The organism is Marinospirillum sp. (genome assembly GCF_044810985.1).
GTDB lineage: Bacteria > Pseudomonadota > Gammaproteobacteria > Pseudomonadales > Halomonadaceae > Marinospirillum.
In genome coordinates this window covers 2689030-2702407 of sequence record NZ_CP085242.1, presented here as the reverse complement: position 1 = coordinate 2702407, position 13378 = coordinate 2689030, and the positions used below count along the sequence as shown (strand labels likewise).

Annotated in this window: 16 protein-coding genes; 6 read left to right on the top strand and 10 right to left on the bottom strand. The window is 55.1% G+C overall.

Annotation, left to right across the window (positions count from 1 at the left end; genetic code table 11):
• Positions 1–32: 32 nt before the first annotated feature.
• Together LG323_RS12755 and LG323_RS12750 are read right to left on the bottom strand one after the other, a co-directional pair.
• Entirely contained in the window at positions 33–2570 is a 2538-nt protein-coding gene (locus LG323_RS12755) for an ABC transporter permease (RefSeq protein ID WP_404416842.1), read from the bottom strand.
• On the bottom strand, positions 2521–3273 hold the full coding sequence (locus tag LG323_RS12750) for an ABC transporter ATP-binding protein (protein WP_404416839.1): 753 nt from the start codon (positions 3271–3273) through the stop codon (positions 2521–2523). Before LG323_RS12750 ends, LG323_RS12755 begins: the two co-directional genes overlap by 50 nt.
• 25 nt (positions 3274–3298) lie before the next feature.
• On the opposite strand from LG323_RS12750, the gene LG323_RS12745 reads away from it, so the two are divergent.
• From LG323_RS12745 to LG323_RS12720, 6 genes are all read left to right on the top strand, one after another.
• The gene (locus LG323_RS12745; protein WP_404416836.1) at positions 3299–3934 is read left to right on the top strand and encodes an arylesterase; all 636 of its coding nucleotides are present in this window, start codon (positions 3299–3301) and stop codon (positions 3932–3934) included.
• A gap of 90 nt (positions 3935–4024) precedes the next feature.
• Entirely contained in the window at positions 4025–4948 is a 924-nt protein-coding gene (gene ppk2, locus LG323_RS12740; protein WP_404416833.1) for a polyphosphate kinase 2, read from the top strand.
• 19 nt (positions 4949–4967) lie between these two features.
• Complete coding sequence (locus LG323_RS12735) at positions 4968–5189, top strand: hypothetical protein (protein WP_404416830.1); 222 nt, start codon at positions 4968–4970, stop codon at positions 5187–5189.
• A 186-nt stretch (positions 5190–5375) separates the two neighbouring features.
• The gene (locus LG323_RS12730; RefSeq protein WP_404416827.1) at positions 5376–5843 is read left to right on the top strand and encodes an RrF2 family transcriptional regulator; all 468 of its coding nucleotides are present in this window, start codon (positions 5376–5378) and stop codon (positions 5841–5843) included.
• A 124-nt stretch (positions 5844–5967) separates the two neighbouring features.
• Complete coding sequence (locus LG323_RS12725; RefSeq protein WP_310696731.1) at positions 5968–6381, top strand: PAS domain-containing protein; 414 nt, start codon at positions 5968–5970, stop codon at positions 6379–6381.
• A 71-nt stretch (positions 6382–6452) separates the two neighbouring features.
• A complete protein-coding gene (locus LG323_RS12720; RefSeq protein WP_310696730.1) occupies positions 6453–6662 on the top strand; it encodes a PA3496 family putative envelope integrity protein in 210 nt (69 codons plus the stop codon).
• Between the two features lie 53 nt (positions 6663–6715).
• On the opposite strand, the gene LG323_RS12715 is transcribed toward LG323_RS12720, so the two are convergent.
• From LG323_RS12715 to nrdR, 8 genes are all read right to left on the bottom strand, one after another.
• Entirely contained in the window at positions 6716–7963 is a 1248-nt protein-coding gene (locus LG323_RS12715; RefSeq protein ID WP_404416824.1) for a DUF945 family protein, read from the bottom strand.
• 32 nt (positions 7964–7995) lie between these two features.
• Positions 7996–8478, bottom strand: a complete 483-nt coding sequence (locus LG323_RS12710) for a phosphatidylglycerophosphatase A (protein ID WP_310696728.1) — start codon at positions 8476–8478, stop codon at positions 7996–7998.
• A complete protein-coding gene (gene thiL / locus LG323_RS12705) occupies positions 8478–9443 on the bottom strand; it encodes a thiamine-phosphate kinase (RefSeq protein WP_404416821.1) in 966 nt (321 codons plus the stop codon). The genes LG323_RS12710 and thiL overlap by 1 nt, the downstream gene beginning before the upstream one ends.
• A 20-nt stretch (positions 9444–9463) precedes the next feature.
• Positions 9464–9967 carry a transcription antitermination factor NusB gene (gene nusB, locus LG323_RS12700; RefSeq protein WP_404416818.1) on the bottom strand — a complete coding sequence of 168 codons (504 nt, stop codon included), beginning with the start codon at positions 9965–9967 and terminating at the stop codon, positions 9464–9466.
• A gap of 1 nt (position 9968) precedes the next feature.
• Complete coding sequence (gene ribE, locus LG323_RS12695; RefSeq protein ID WP_310696743.1) at positions 9969–10445, bottom strand: 6,7-dimethyl-8-ribityllumazine synthase; 477 nt, start codon at positions 10443–10445, stop codon at positions 9969–9971.
• 30 nt (positions 10446–10475) lie between these two features.
• Positions 10476–11591: a bifunctional 3,4-dihydroxy-2-butanone-4-phosphate synthase/GTP cyclohydrolase II gene (gene ribBA, locus LG323_RS12690; protein ID WP_404416816.1), complete on the bottom strand. Its 1116-nt coding sequence runs from the start codon at positions 11589–11591 to the stop codon at positions 10476–10478.
• A gap of 15 nt (positions 11592–11606) precedes the next feature.
• Complete coding sequence (gene ribD / locus LG323_RS12685) at positions 11607–12719, bottom strand: bifunctional diaminohydroxyphosphoribosylaminopyrimidine deaminase/5-amino-6-(5-phosphoribosylamino)uracil reductase RibD (RefSeq protein WP_404416814.1); 1113 nt, start codon at positions 12717–12719, stop codon at positions 11607–11609.
• Between the two features lie 174 nt (positions 12720–12893).
• Complete coding sequence (gene nrdR, locus LG323_RS12680) at positions 12894–13367, bottom strand: transcriptional regulator NrdR (RefSeq protein WP_404416811.1); 474 nt, start codon at positions 13365–13367, stop codon at positions 12894–12896.
• Positions 13368–13378: the final 11 nt, after the last annotated feature.

The following is a 13378-nucleotide window of genomic DNA, read 5'->3' as shown; positions in this document are numbered from 1 at the left end:
TAATGCAATGCCTTAAGGTGAACCGCAAGTCATCAACTGAGCCGGTGCAGGAGTTTGTGAGGCGCCTCATTGAGGGAGCCTCGCAGAGCCAGATGTGCAAAACCGGCCAACAGCAAAGCACCAATCACAGGTGGCAATATCCAGAAAAGCGGCGCCGGTTCCCAGGTAAGATTGAATAGTTGCTGGGCCAGCAGGCTGTAGAGAGTTTCTCCCAGAATGGCGGCCAGAATGCCCGCCAGACCGCCCAGTAGCAGGAATTCAGCAAATTGCCGACCTGCCAGACTGGCTCTTTGTGCACCCATTACCTTCAGCAGGGCCTGCTCACGTTGGCGGGCATCCAGGCTGGCCATCATCAGCGCCCAGGTCACCAGAAAACCGGCCAGCAACACAAAGCCCAGCAGGTACTGCACACCCAGACTCAACTGACGCAAAATGCCTTCTGCCTGCGCCAAAATGGCGCGGACATCCAGGAAGGCCACGCCGGGAAACTCCTGACTGATCGCACGCATGAATCCGGCTTCATCCTCAGGCATGACAAAACTGGACAAAAAGGTATGCGGCTGATCCTCCAGCACTTCGGGAGGGAAAATCACATAAAAATTGGGATTGAAACTTTCCCAGTTCACCGTGCGGATACTGGCTACTTCTGTGGTAATGGCGCGACCGGCCAGATTGAAGGTCACCCGGTCACCCAGTTCCAGCCCCAGGTTTGCAGCCATGTCGCTTTCCACCGAAATGGGGAGTAATCCTTCGTCAGGCTCCTCCAGTTCCGGCCACCAATGGCCTTCCACGACGGCATTGTCACCCGGCAGTTCGGCGCTCCAGGTCAGGTTAAGCTCACGACGCAGAGTATTGTCATTACGGGAGGCTGCCGGAACCTGGCTTTCAGCCTCCTCACCATTAATCAGGGTCAGCCGTCCACGCAAAATGGGATACAGCTGACTGTGCTCCAGCTCTCTATCGTCCAGAAAAGCAATGAAGTCCTCACGCTCATGAGGCTGGATATCCACAGCAAACTGGCTGGGCATATCTTCGGGAAGCTGCTCCTGCCAATCACCCACCAACTGGTCTCCACCCCGGGCCACCAGCAAAACAGCCGTAAAAGCCAGGGTAAAGGTGCTCAACTGCAACAGGGTTTCACCGGGATTGCGACCCAGACGGCGCAATCCCTGACGCCACCGCCAGGGAAATTGTTGCAGACGGGTCATCAACAAACGGATCAACACCCAGCCCAGCGCGGCCACAACAAAGCCTGCCGCGACCAGACCAGCCAGTGTCCAGAGGGTCAACAAGAGATCCCCTGACAACCAGTAGCCCAGACCCAGGGTGGCAACACCGGCCAGGCCATAGCTCAGCAGACCGGAACCACTCAGCTTCCAGGGCCTGGACTGCAACACGGCCAGGGGACTCACCTGGGCCAGACTCAAAAGAGGAGCCAGGGAAAAACCCAGCAACAGCCAGAGAGCCAGCAAGACAGCTGCCACCAGTGGCCAGATACTCGGGGCTGGCAAGGTCAGGGGCAACAGGGGTGAAAGCAGTTCCACCAGGCCCAGATGGGCCAGATAACCCACCAACCCACCGAGCAAGCCAGCCGCCAGCCCCAGCCAGAAAAGCTGCAACAGGAACAGGCGGCGCACCCTGGCTCGGGATTGCCCCAGGCAGCGCAATAACGCCACCTCCTTGGCCTGACGTCGGGCCTGGCGTTGTGAGGCCAGAGCCACCGCCAGAGAGGCCAGTAGCACTGCAATCAGGCCCGCCATCCCCAGATAACGACGCCCTTCTTCCAGGGCTCGGGCAACACCGGGGCGATCCTCCTGCATATCCCTGAGGCGTTGATTCGAGTCCAACCGATCCGGCAGTTCCCGGCGCAATCGATCCAGAATCTCGTCGGCACCGGTTATGCCCAGGTTCCAGCGGGCGCGGCTCAGAGGCCCCAGCAGAGCGCTGCCCTGCAAACTGTCCAGGTGAACCAAAGCTCGGGGGGAAAAGCTGGCAAAGCCTCCGCTTTGATCCGGTGTCTCCAGCAGGTAAGCAGAAAACTCCAGCTGCTGGTCACCCAGTTCAATCAGATCCCCAGGGCTGGCATCCAGGCGCAGTGCCAGTCCTCGTTCCAACCAGATATGCCCCTCTTCCGGCGCGCGCGCAGTGGTCACCTCACCGTCTGGGGTTTCCAGGCGCACTTCACCCAGCAGTGGGTAGTCATCATCAACTGCCGTTAAACTGATCAGCAGCAGGGCATCATCCAGCCCGGCCATGCTGGTCAGGCTGACCCTTTGCGACCAGCGCAGACCCTGTTCAGAAAGATGCTTTTGCAAGTCCGTGTCTGCTGGCTCACGACCGGAGACCACCAGATCGCCACCGGAAATTCTTGCCGCCTCATGATCCAGGGCACCCTGCATTCGCTCACCCAGCACCCCCAGCAGGGTGGCACAGGCCACGGCCAACATCAGGGCAACCAGAAGTACGCGGTATTCGCCTGCCTTGACGCCCCGCCAGGCCAAACGTGCTGCCAAGCGCAGATCATTCATGGTCGCTTCCCGTCCGCTGGTCAGAAGAAATTTCACCGGCATCCAGCTGCAGAATCCGCTGGCAACGCTGGGCCAATTGCTGATCATGGGTTACCAGAACCAGCGTCATCGCTTCTCCGGATGCTCCCTGATCCTGGTTCAGCGAGAAGAGCAAGTCGGCAATTTTATGGCCATTTTCCGCATCCAGGTTGCCGGTGGGTTCATCGGCAAAAAGCACTGCCGGCTGGGTGGCAAAAGCCCGGGCAATTGCCACTCTCTGCTGTTCACCGCCGGATAACTGGGTGGGCCTGTGTCCGGCACGTTCACTCAAGCCAACCTTGTCCAGCCACAATCCGGCCTGCTTTTCAGCATGGCGATCACCGCGCAGCTCCAGCGGCAGCAGTACATTCTCCAGAGCCGTGAGTTCCGGCAACAACTGAAAAGACTGAAAGATAAAGCCCACTTCCCTGGCCCTAACGGCTGCCCGGGCATCCTCATCCAGACGACTGAACGCCTGATCGGACCAGAAGAGTTCACCTGCGGTGGGTGTATCCAGACCCGCCAGCAAGGCCAGAAGGGTGGATTTGCCCGCCCCCGAAGGCCCCAACAGAGCCACCGTTTCGCCACGCTGGATGTTAAAGTCCAGATTACGCAGAATAACCAGATCACCCGTTTGCTGAGCAACGCTGTAACCTAAACCTTTTGCTTCCAGAAGCGTCTGAGAAGCCGAACCCGATACTGCAGAATGAGGAGAAGCTGAAGTCATGTTCAATCCATGGAGTCGCGGAAAAATGAAGAAGCCAAGTCAAACCAGGTGGCTGGCCAGTTGTTTGTTTCTGGCATTGCTGCTGTTCAGCCTACCAGCAGCCAGCAGTGAAAAGAAAACCCTGCTGATCGTTGGAGACAGCCTCAGTGCAGCCTACAATATGCCACAGGACAGCGGCTGGGTGAGTCTGCTGCAGCAGCGTCTGGAAGAAAAAGCCTCCGGCTGGCGTGCCGTCAATGCCTCCATCAGCGGTGAAACCACCACAGGTGGACTCACCCGTCTACCCGATTTGCTAAGACAATACCAACCGGAAATCGTTCTGCTGGAGCTGGGCGGCAATGATGGCCTGCGGGGCCAGCCACCGGCACGCATCCAGAACAACCTGCAGCAGATGATCAACCTGAGTCAGGAAGCCGATGCCCGGGTCGTGTTGGCCGGAGTCTTCCTGCCACCCAATTATGGCCGTCGTTACCTGGAACAGTTTGAAGCGATCTTCCCCAGCCTGGCCGAGGAGAATCAACTCACGCTGATACCCTTCATTCTTGAAGGGGTTGCCGAGCAGGCAGAACTGATGCAGGAGGATGGTATCCATCCCACAGCAGAAGCGCAGAACCGGATTCTGGACACCGTATGGCTTGAGTTGCAACCCCTGCTCAATTAACATCAAGCAACAATCAATGTTAAGAAGCCTCTCTTAGACATGATCAGCAGTCTGGTTAAGCGAGGTTTCTTAGACAACAGGAGGTCATCAATGACAACGGACACAGGCAACCAGGCTCCCGATCTGGCACCCAGCATTGAAGCCAGACAAAACTCTTCGGATTCCACCCCCTCTGAAGCCAAGGCTCCCAAACCGGAAGACAAGCTTCTGGAAATGCCGCAGCCAGGCTTTGATGCAGAGCACTACCCCTACTCCAAGAAAATGACCCGCCGGGCTTATGAAGCCGAAAAGCGCTTGTTGCAAATCGAACTGCTTAAAATGCAACGCTGGATCAAGGACGAGGGCGAAAGAGTGGTCATTTTGTTTGAGGGGCGGGATGCAGCCGGTAAAGGCGGCACCATCAAGCGCATGATGGAGCATCTCAATCCACGCGGAGCTCATGTTGTTGCCCTGGAAAAACCTTCTGAGCGGGAAAAAACGCAATGGTACTTCCAGCGTTACATTCAGCATTTGCCGGCCGCCGGAGAAATGATCCTCTTTGACCGTTCCTGGTACAACCGCGCTGGTGTGGAAAGGGTCATGGGATTTTGCAGCCAGGAAGAATATGTCCAGTTTCTGCATCAAACCCCGGTTTTTGAACAAATGCTGGTGGACAGTGGTATCCGCCTGTACAAATTCTGGTTTTCGGTCTCACGGAATGAGCAACTGCGACGCTTCATGGCACGCCGCAAGGACCCTCTCAAGCAATGGAAACTGTCGCCGGTCGACCTGGCTTCCCTGGATAAATGGGATGAGTACAGCCATGCCAAGGAAGCCATGTTTTTACACACCCACAAAAATCAGGCACCCTGGACGGTGATCAAGTCCGATGACAAGAAAAGAGCACGCCTTGCCGCCATGCGCAAAATTCTGTCCAGTATCCCCTACACCAACCGGGACGACAAGGTTGTCGGAGAGCCAGACCCCCTCTTGGTGGCCAGCGCCTCTGAAGTCCTGAGCAACCCCAATATCTGACAGCAAAAGGAAGCAAGCCATGGCCGGAGAACACACAGCCCACGCCCAAAAAGTCGTTCAGACTTTCAGTGACAAGCTCAGCAAGAGCGGGCGTGAACACGTCGGTAAACTGCATTTTGAAGAACTGGAGCTGCTGATCGAACTGGCCATTGCCACCTCGGTCAATGAAGAAAGAGAGAAAATAGCCCAGCAACTGGAAGGCTACATAAAAGACTTGCGCAGCTCTGAGTACAGTGACTGACAGGGACTTACCCGCAACGACCTGACTTAACATGTCGTTAAAATACAGGCACCCTATGTTTGCAAACGCACACATCTTTGCCAGGCTTTCCTGCTAATATGAAGCGAGCCTCGGAATTCAGGCAGTTAAATACAAACAGCTAGGGAACCCGAGTTCTGGGTCTGTGTAATCCACGGAGGAAAAACCATGCAGTTAACCCGACAAACTGACTATGCCATTCGCGTCATGATGTTCCTCGGCATCCAACAGGATGACCGCTTAGTGACCATCAGCGATATCGCACAGCATTTTGATATTTCACGCAATCACCTGATGAAAATCGTCCATAAGCTTGGACAGATGGAATATATTCAAACTGTTCGTGGCAAGTACGGCGGCTTGCGCCTGGAAAGAAACACCGGGTCGGTTAATCTTGGCGTTCTTGTCAGGGATTTTGAAACCACCCTTGAAGTTGTGGACTGCCAGAAACTGACCTGCCCGATTGCCGGTGCCTGTGACCTCAAACCGGTCATGCAAAAAGCCCAGGATGCTTTTCTTGCGGTTCTCAAGGAATACACGCTTCAGGACCTGCTCAGCAACCCTGCTGACATGCGTACCCTTCTGGGTCTGGACGACAGTGAAGATCTGCCTCTACAGGTCATGGCTGTTTCCTGATCAACATTCAGATAGCCTGAAAGGGAGCTGTAGCAATACAGCTCCCTTTTTATTGAATTTTTTTTCACCAGGCGGCATAGTTACCCGTAAAATCCCAGATAGAGATACGATTTTAAGGAACCCCATGAAAGCCAAGCCTTTGATCAGTCCGCAGCTTCTTGAACTGGTAGTTGATGAATCCCAGGACGGCATTGTTATTGCTGAGCAGGAAGGCGATGAAAACATTCTGATCTATGTGAACAAGGGATTTGAAAAGCTCACAGGTTATACTTCCGATGAAATCCTCTACCAGGATTGCCGCTTTCTACAGGGGGATGACCGGGATCAGCCTGCACTGGACAACATCCGCACAGCCCTGCGCAACGGCCAGCCCTGCCGGGAAACCCTGCGCAACTACCGCAAGGACGGCAGCCTCTTCTGGAATGAGTTATCCATTACCCCCGTCTACAATGAAGACGACCAGTTAACCTACTTCATTGGCGTGCAGAAAGACGTCACCGAATTGGTGCAACTGCGACAGGCAAATGAAAAAAAATAAAAATCCACTTGTCAGCGGCGCAAAAAAGTCCTATATAGCAGTTGTGGACAACAACTGGAGCAGACTGAGCCATGGGTCGTGAAGAAGCCGCTTACGATGAAGACGATGACTTTGATGTTGCCGTCAATGATGATGAATATGAATTGGAACTGGTCAGCAAAGACAGCCTGACCAACAGGGATGGTACCCCGATTGCCAAACGCCGTATGATTGAAGCCCTGCTGGAAGAGCGTCGCCTGAAAAAGCAACTCGAAGACGAGTTCAGCTTTGACGACGACTAACTAACAAGCCATCAAAAAGCCGCTACGAAGAACTCGCAGCGGCTTTTCTGCAATTAAAAGGGCAGAAGCTTCCCATTCATACGCAACTCCCCACCTTCCCAGACCACACTCTGTTGTTCTGCGGACTCATCCTGTAAAAAGGGTGGAATCCCAACCAGCCGCAACAGTTCCGGGTTAATTTTATCGAACAAGAGTTCCACGCGCATCCGACTCATCAAGTCATCTTCAGCAATTTCACCGTCGGAGAGTCGATTCAGATATCGGGAAGGCAGGTTGCGCCCATCAAAACTGACACTGCCTTCGGCCTTTTGGGTCATTTCAACAGGTGTCACCAGGCTGACCTGGAAATTCTCCAACAGAAGTGCCGGTGAACCTTCCAGAAGGCGGTTCATGGCCATCAGACCCGGCTGCATGGCTTCTTCATCAAGGCTTTCCCAGTCCGCTTCCTGACCAAAAAACTCCAGCAAATCAGCACTGGCCTGACCATCAAAGCGATCGGTACGGACACTCAGAGCCGCACTGCCCAGAGAGCGTCCATTGGAAGTCGCCTCCCCGGTATCCAGGCTCAGGCTGAGGTCAAAACTTTCCTCGCTCATCTGCATCTGCTGGGATATTTGCGGCTCGGCAAAAGCCACTTCACCCTGGGGGCCGTTAAAGTGCAGACGCGCAAGGTTCAATTTCATATCACCGGAAATCCAGGGATAAGTACCCTGTTGATCCCAGCTCAGCAGAACGTCTTCAAGATTCAGACGGGAAGGGTCCTGCTCTCCTCCGCCCAGTTGCAAAAAAGCAGCTTGCAGCTGCCCCGTCTGACGTCCGCTTTCATACTCATAACCGGCCTCCAACTGGCCTCCGGAAAAATCAATACTGAAATCCGGATCGGCCATCGTCAGGGCTGGCAGCTCAAGGAGATAGCTGGCGTGGCTCCAGTCAGCCCGACCCTGGAAAGGCAGGGGTTCAACCCCCAGTTCGTCAAGCAGATCCAGACGCTCCTCACCTTCTTCCACATGAAGCCGGGTTGTGCCCTGGTAGTCGACCCAGCCTGGCCGATGGCTGGCCTGCCATTGACTGGTTACCAGCAGGTCTGCCTGGTCATCCAGGGTGAATGCCAGTGTCATTTCACCGCTGGAACTGAGCCAACCTGAATCCTTGTCACTGGAAACAACCCGAATGCGCGGGTCTTCAGCCAGCTCTGCAGATAGTTTATCCAGTTGCCCGGTAAAGGTTTTTCCTGTAGCCAGGGTCAAGGTCACCACAGCCACCAGGATCACACCCAGACCGATTACCCAAAGTTTTTTCATGGTGTTACTACTCCTTTGCAATCACACGCATCCTAAGCTGCACTCAAAAGAAAGTAAGCCAGATGCAGCAAGATACCGGCATAGACAGCCGCCAGAACATCGTCAATCATAATACCAAAACCACCCGCGACCCGGCGGTCGGCCCAGCGAATCGGCCAGGGCTTGATAATGTCAAAAAACCGGAAGAGCACAAAACCGGCCAGGGCCCAGCCCAGAGAGGCAGGAAGAGCCAGCATGGTCAGCCAGTAGCCGACAAACTCATCCCAGACAATGCCACTGTGATCATGCACGCCCAGGTCTTCGGAAGTGCGCTCGCACAGCCAGCATCCGACCCAGAAGGCAGCCACAACCAGCAGGCTGTAGAGCCACAGGGGCAAACTGGCCAATAAAAAATACAAAGGAATGGCAGCCAGGGTGCCCATCGTACCCGGAGCCCAGGGAGAGGCGCCGCTGCCCAGCCCAAAGGCCAGGAAATGCACAGGATTGCGCCAAACACTGGCTGGTGCTTTATTCATTAATCGTCCTGTTGTGCAGAAAAATGGTTATAGCCCTGAGGCTCAAGAAGTTCACCGCCCGGTGTGCGTATCCCCGCGCCTTTGGTGATGATCCCGATCTTTTTGAGTTCCGGGCAAAGGCTTCGCGCCAGTGGAAAATCCGCCTCATCCAGGGTCAGCAACAAGGCATAGTCATCGCCACCATGCTGGGCTGCATCCAGCGCCAGGGGACGGCCCAGTTTTTCCAACAACTGAGGATGCAGGGGCAGTTGCTCAAGATCCAGCTCGGCAGCTACGGCAGAAGAGGCCAGCAGGTGTTGCAGGTCTGCCAGAAGACCATCGGAAACATCAATGGCGGCCGAGATCGCCACCCCCTGCATCAGGCGCAAGGCTTCGTGGGTCAGTGGCCGGGGCAGCAGGTAGGCCTTTTCCAGTGCATTCCAGTCTTCACGATGGGCAAGACGCTCCGGCTCTTCCTGAAAACAGCGCAAGCCTGCAGCGGCCGAACCCAGATTGCCCAGCACCGCAAGGAGCTGTCCCGGCTGGGCACCCGCCCGCCGCCAGACATGCTCAGGGGTAACCACACCCTGAACCTGCACACTTAAAGTCAGGGGCCCACGGGTGGTGTCACCGCCAATCAGGGGGCAGCCACTTTCATCCGCCAGGGCGCGCAGCCCTCTGCTGAATTCAGTGAGCCAGGCTTCATCGGCTTCGGGAAGGGTGATGGCCAGGGTAAAACCCACCGGGCGGGCACCCATGGCCGCCAGATCGGAAAGGGCGACAGCCAGGCAGCGCCAGCCAATAGCCCAGGGATCAGCCGTGGCAGGAAAATGGCGATCAGCTACCGAGGTGTCGATGGAAAGCGCCAACTGCTCATTGGGTTGTAACTGCAAAAGTGCGCAGTCATCACCCACGTTTTCAATGACTTCTGGAAGCGAAGGCCCCAGACCGGTGAAAAAACGGCGAATCAGAGCAAATTCATCCATAAACAGGGCCTTTGCTTTATTTATGAAGAACGACGCGCATTCACCTCGACACTGCGAACCCGTTGCGCCAGTTTATCCAGAATACCATTCACATACTTGTGACTGTCGGTGCCACCAAAGCGTTTGGCCAGTTCCACAGACTCGTTGATCACTACCCGATAGGGCACATCCAGACGCTGGGTCAGCTCGTAGCTTCCCAACCGAAGAATCGCCAGTTCAATCGGGTCCAATTCTTCAGTGCGTCGATCCAGTAAGGGTGAGAAACCCGCATCCAGTTCCTCTTTTTGCTGAGGAATGGCCTGAGCCATTTCATGAAAATAAGCCAGGTCGGCCATTTTCAGCACTTCGGTAATGTCTTCGTGTGCTTCCAGACTGTCATCCGGCAAAGCTGCACGAATATGTGCTTCCACCTGGTGCATTTCATTGCCGCTGATCTGCCATTGGTACAAAGCCTGCAGGGTCAGCTGACGGGCAGCACTGCGCTGGGCACTGCGTGATGGCTTGCGTTTTTTCTCCGAAGCCATTTCAGTTCCCCAGGGTATTCAACAGATTGACCATTTCCAAAGCCGCTTCTGCCGCTTCTGAACCCTTGTTGCCCATTTTGGTGCCTGAACGCTCTATGGCCTGCTCAATGGAATTGACCGTCAGCACCCCATTGGCAATGGGTACATCCGAAGCCATCATCAAGCCACCCAATGCGGAATTGCATTCTCCGGCGACATACTCAAAATGCGGGGTTCCGCCACGGATCACTGCACCCAGAACAATCACGGCCGCAGGTTGACGGGTCTTGAGCACACGCTTGACAGCCAGGGGCAATTCCCAGGCACCTGGAGCACGAACAATTTCTATCTGTTCCGACTCCACACCATGACGGCGCAGAGTATCCACAGCACCGGCAACCAGGCTTTCCACAACAAAGCTGTTGAAACGGCCCACCACCAGGACAAAGCGACCGGCAGCGGCATGGAGCAGACCTTCAGTCTGGGTAATATCCTGCATCATTTTTTAATCTCGTCAGTCGTACAACAATTATTCTGCACTGAGGGTTTCCACAATTTCCAGGTCAAAGCCGGAAAGAGCACCGAATTTCAGTGGTGAAGACAGCAGGCGCATTTTACCCACACCCACTTCCCGCAATATCTGGGCACCGGTTCCTATGGTCAGATAAGTGCCCGCACCGTCCTGATTGGCTGTTCTTACTTCGCGTTCCAGGCCCAGAAAGCGTTTCAGCTGATTTTCCAGATCCGGTGTTGCATCCTGATTATCCAGCAAAACCAGAACACCTTCACCTTCTTCAGCAATGCGTTGCAGGGAACGGTGCAGGCTCCAGCTGGGTTTTTTGGGATTGCGGGCCTCCAACAGGTCCTTGACCGTATCGGCCTGATGCACACGCACCAGAGTCGGTTTGTCCGGCTGCGGTTGACCCATGACCAGAGCCAGGTGAGTGCCGCCCTGCACACTGTCGTGAAAAGCCGTGACCTGAAACTCACCCTGCTCGGTGTCCAGAGCATAGGTTTCACCTTTTTCCACCGTGGTTTCATTCACCACCCGATAGTGAATCAAGTCAGCAATGGTGCCGATTTTCAGGTTATGTTGTTCAGCAAACTTTTCCAGATCAGGACGCCGCGCCATGGTGCCATCCTGGTTCATGATTTCCACAATCACGGAGGAGGCTTCAAAACCGGCCAGATGGGCCAGGTCACAACCGGCCTCGGTGTGTCCTGCACGTTGCAGAACGCCACCCGCCTGGGCGCGTAAAGGGAAAATGTGGCCCGGCTGAACAATGTCTTCCGGCTTGGCATTACGGGCTACAGCAACCTGAACGGTTTTGGCACGATCCGCCGCGGAAATACCCGTGGTAACGCCTTCGGCCGCTTCAATGGACAAAGTGAAGTTGGTGGAAAACTGAGCACCATTACTGTCCACCATCAGGGGCAAGTCCAACTGCTGACAGCGATCCGAGGTCAGGGTCATGCAAATCAGACCGCAGGCATGGCGTGCCATGAAGTTGATGTCTTCAGGACGGACTTTTTCCGAGGCAATGATCAGATCACCCTCGTTTTCACGGTCTTCATCATCCATCAGAATGACCATCTTGCCCTGACGCATATCTTCAATAATTTCTTCAATCGTATTTAAAGCCATAGTGCTCTCTTGAATTCAGTTCTTAACAAGCTGGAAACGCCAATCCTGACCCACAGCACGCACATCCGTCACTTGCATTTGCGGTGCTTGTGCCAGACTTTCCAGACCGGGCAGATCCAGCAGCCCCCGGGCAGCCGAGCCCAGAAACTTGGGAGCCAGATAAAGCCAGAGTTCATCCAGCAGCTGTTGCTGCATAAAAGCACCCGTCAAACGGGCACCTGCTTCAATCATCACTTGGTTGCAGTTTCTTTCTGCCAGCAACAACAACACCGCAGAAAGATCCAGACCCGTTGCGGTTGCTGCTGTCGGCACGGCCAGGACTTCGGCACCCACCTGCTGCAAGGCACCTCTTTGTTCTACTCTGTTTTTGATACTGGCCTGCTGAGTAATGACCAGTGTACTACCCGATTGCTGAAAAATCTCAGCTTCGGGCGGAGTGCGCAATTGTGAATCGAGAATAACGCGCAGGGGCTGACTGAAACCATAAAGCTGGGTAAAACCTGGCTCACGAACTGTCAGTCTGCTGTTATCGGCCAGCAGACTGTCCACTCCCGTAATAATGGCGCAGCTGGCAGCACGCAACTTTTGCACATCCGCTCTTGCTTCGGGGCCGGTAATCCATTGGGATTCTCCCGAAGCCATCGCCGTACGGCCATCCAGGCTCGCTGCCTGCTTGGCAACCACCCAAGGCCTGCCTGTTTGCATTCTTTTAATAAATCCGGGATTCAGGGCTCTGGCCTGGTCTTCCAGCAGGCCTGAAGAGACCTGGATACCGGCTGTTTCCAGCCGTGCCAAACCTCGCCCCGCCACCAGAGGATTGGGGTCTTGCATCCCCACAAAAACCCGTTTCACACCGGCCTCGACCAGGGCATCGGCGCAAGGGGGCGTGCGGCCCTGATGACTACAGGGTTCCAGCGTAACATAAGCATCCGCACCCCGAGCCAGCTCCCCGGCTTCACGCAGAGCATGCACTTCGGCATGAGGTTCACCGGCTTTCAGGTGACTGCCCTGACCAACCACTTGGCCGTCATGCACCAGTACACACCCGACCCGTGGATTGGGGCGGGTGGTGTACCAACCCTTGCGGGCCAGTTGAATGGCTTGAGCCATGTATGCTGCGTGGGACACTGACTATCTTTCCTGTTTTGAAGCTTGCTGCTGTCTGAAACTTGCTGCCTGCTTAAAGATCTGGGCAAGGTGTGCCTGGTTCAGGCTGTCTGCAACAGGAAGTTGCAGCCAGAGCTTACAGGGATGTATTCACGCGTCCTGAACAGGCAGCACCTCGCCCCTGAACCCTCGTCTTCAGGACTCGTCAACGCTGCCCGGATTGGCCGAAAGCTGATCAATTTCCGCCCGAAATTCATCCAGATCCTTGAATTGACGATAAACGGAGGCAAAACGAATATAAGCCACTTGATCCAGCCTTTTAAGCTGCTGCATGACCAGTTCACCCACCTGCAGGGAAGGCACTTCTCTTTCACCACTGGCCCGCAGTTGTTGACGTATGCGTTCCAGAGCGGCTTCCAGGGCTTCGGTATCCACAGGCCTTTTTTCCAAAGCCCTCTGCAAGCCGACACGCAATTTGGCTTCATCAAAAACTTCACGGGAGCCATCGCGCTTGACTACACGCGGCATCAAAAGCTCGGCTGTTTCATAGGTGGTGAAGCGTTCACCGCAGGAGACACACTGACGACGACGACGCACCTGGTCACCACCGGCAACCAGACGCGAGTCGTTCACTTTTGTTTCTTCGGCACCACAGAAAGGGCAATACATGACATCCACCG

Excerpts from the sequence above, each read along its gene's own strand:
- LG323_RS12755 (WP_404416842.1), bottom strand. The coding sequence starts at position 2,570 with ATGCCGGTGAAATTTCTTCTGACCAGCGGACGGGAAGCGACCATGAAT.
- LG323_RS12750 (WP_404416839.1), bottom strand. The coding sequence starts at position 3,273 with ATGACTTCAGCTTCTCCTCATTCTGCAGTATCGGGTTCGGCTTCTCAG.
- LG323_RS12745 (WP_404416836.1), top strand. The coding sequence starts at position 3,299 with ATGAAGAAGCCAAGTCAAACCAGGTGGCTGGCCAGTTGTTTGTTTCTG.
- ppk2 (WP_404416833.1), top strand. The coding sequence starts at position 4,025 with ATGACAACGGACACAGGCAACCAGGCTCCCGATCTGGCACCCAGCATT.
- LG323_RS12735 (WP_404416830.1), top strand. The coding sequence starts at position 4,968 with ATGGCCGGAGAACACACAGCCCACGCCCAAAAAGTCGTTCAGACTTTC.
- LG323_RS12730 (WP_404416827.1), top strand. The coding sequence starts at position 5,376 with ATGCAGTTAACCCGACAAACTGACTATGCCATTCGCGTCATGATGTTC.
- LG323_RS12725 (WP_310696731.1), top strand. The coding sequence starts at position 5,968 with ATGAAAGCCAAGCCTTTGATCAGTCCGCAGCTTCTTGAACTGGTAGTT.
- LG323_RS12720 (WP_310696730.1), top strand. The coding sequence starts at position 6,453 with ATGGGTCGTGAAGAAGCCGCTTACGATGAAGACGATGACTTTGATGTT.
- LG323_RS12715 (WP_404416824.1), bottom strand. The coding sequence starts at position 7,963 with ATGAAAAAACTTTGGGTAATCGGTCTGGGTGTGATCCTGGTGGCTGTG.
- LG323_RS12710 (WP_310696728.1), bottom strand. The coding sequence starts at position 8,478 with ATGAATAAAGCACCAGCCAGTGTTTGGCGCAATCCTGTGCATTTCCTG.
- thiL (WP_404416821.1), bottom strand. The coding sequence starts at position 9,443 with ATGGATGAATTTGCTCTGATTCGCCGTTTTTTCACCGGTCTGGGGCCT.
- nusB (WP_404416818.1), bottom strand. The coding sequence starts at position 9,967 with ATGGCTTCGGAGAAAAAACGCAAGCCATCACGCAGTGCCCAGCGCAGT.
- ribE (WP_310696743.1), bottom strand. The coding sequence starts at position 10,445 with ATGCAGGATATTACCCAGACTGAAGGTCTGCTCCATGCCGCTGCCGGT.
- ribBA (WP_404416816.1), bottom strand. The coding sequence starts at position 11,591 with ATGGCTTTAAATACGATTGAAGAAATTATTGAAGATATGCGTCAGGGC.
- nrdR (WP_404416811.1), bottom strand. The coding sequence starts at position 13,367 with ATGTATTGCCCTTTCTGTGGTGCCGAAGAAACAAAAGTGAACGACTCG.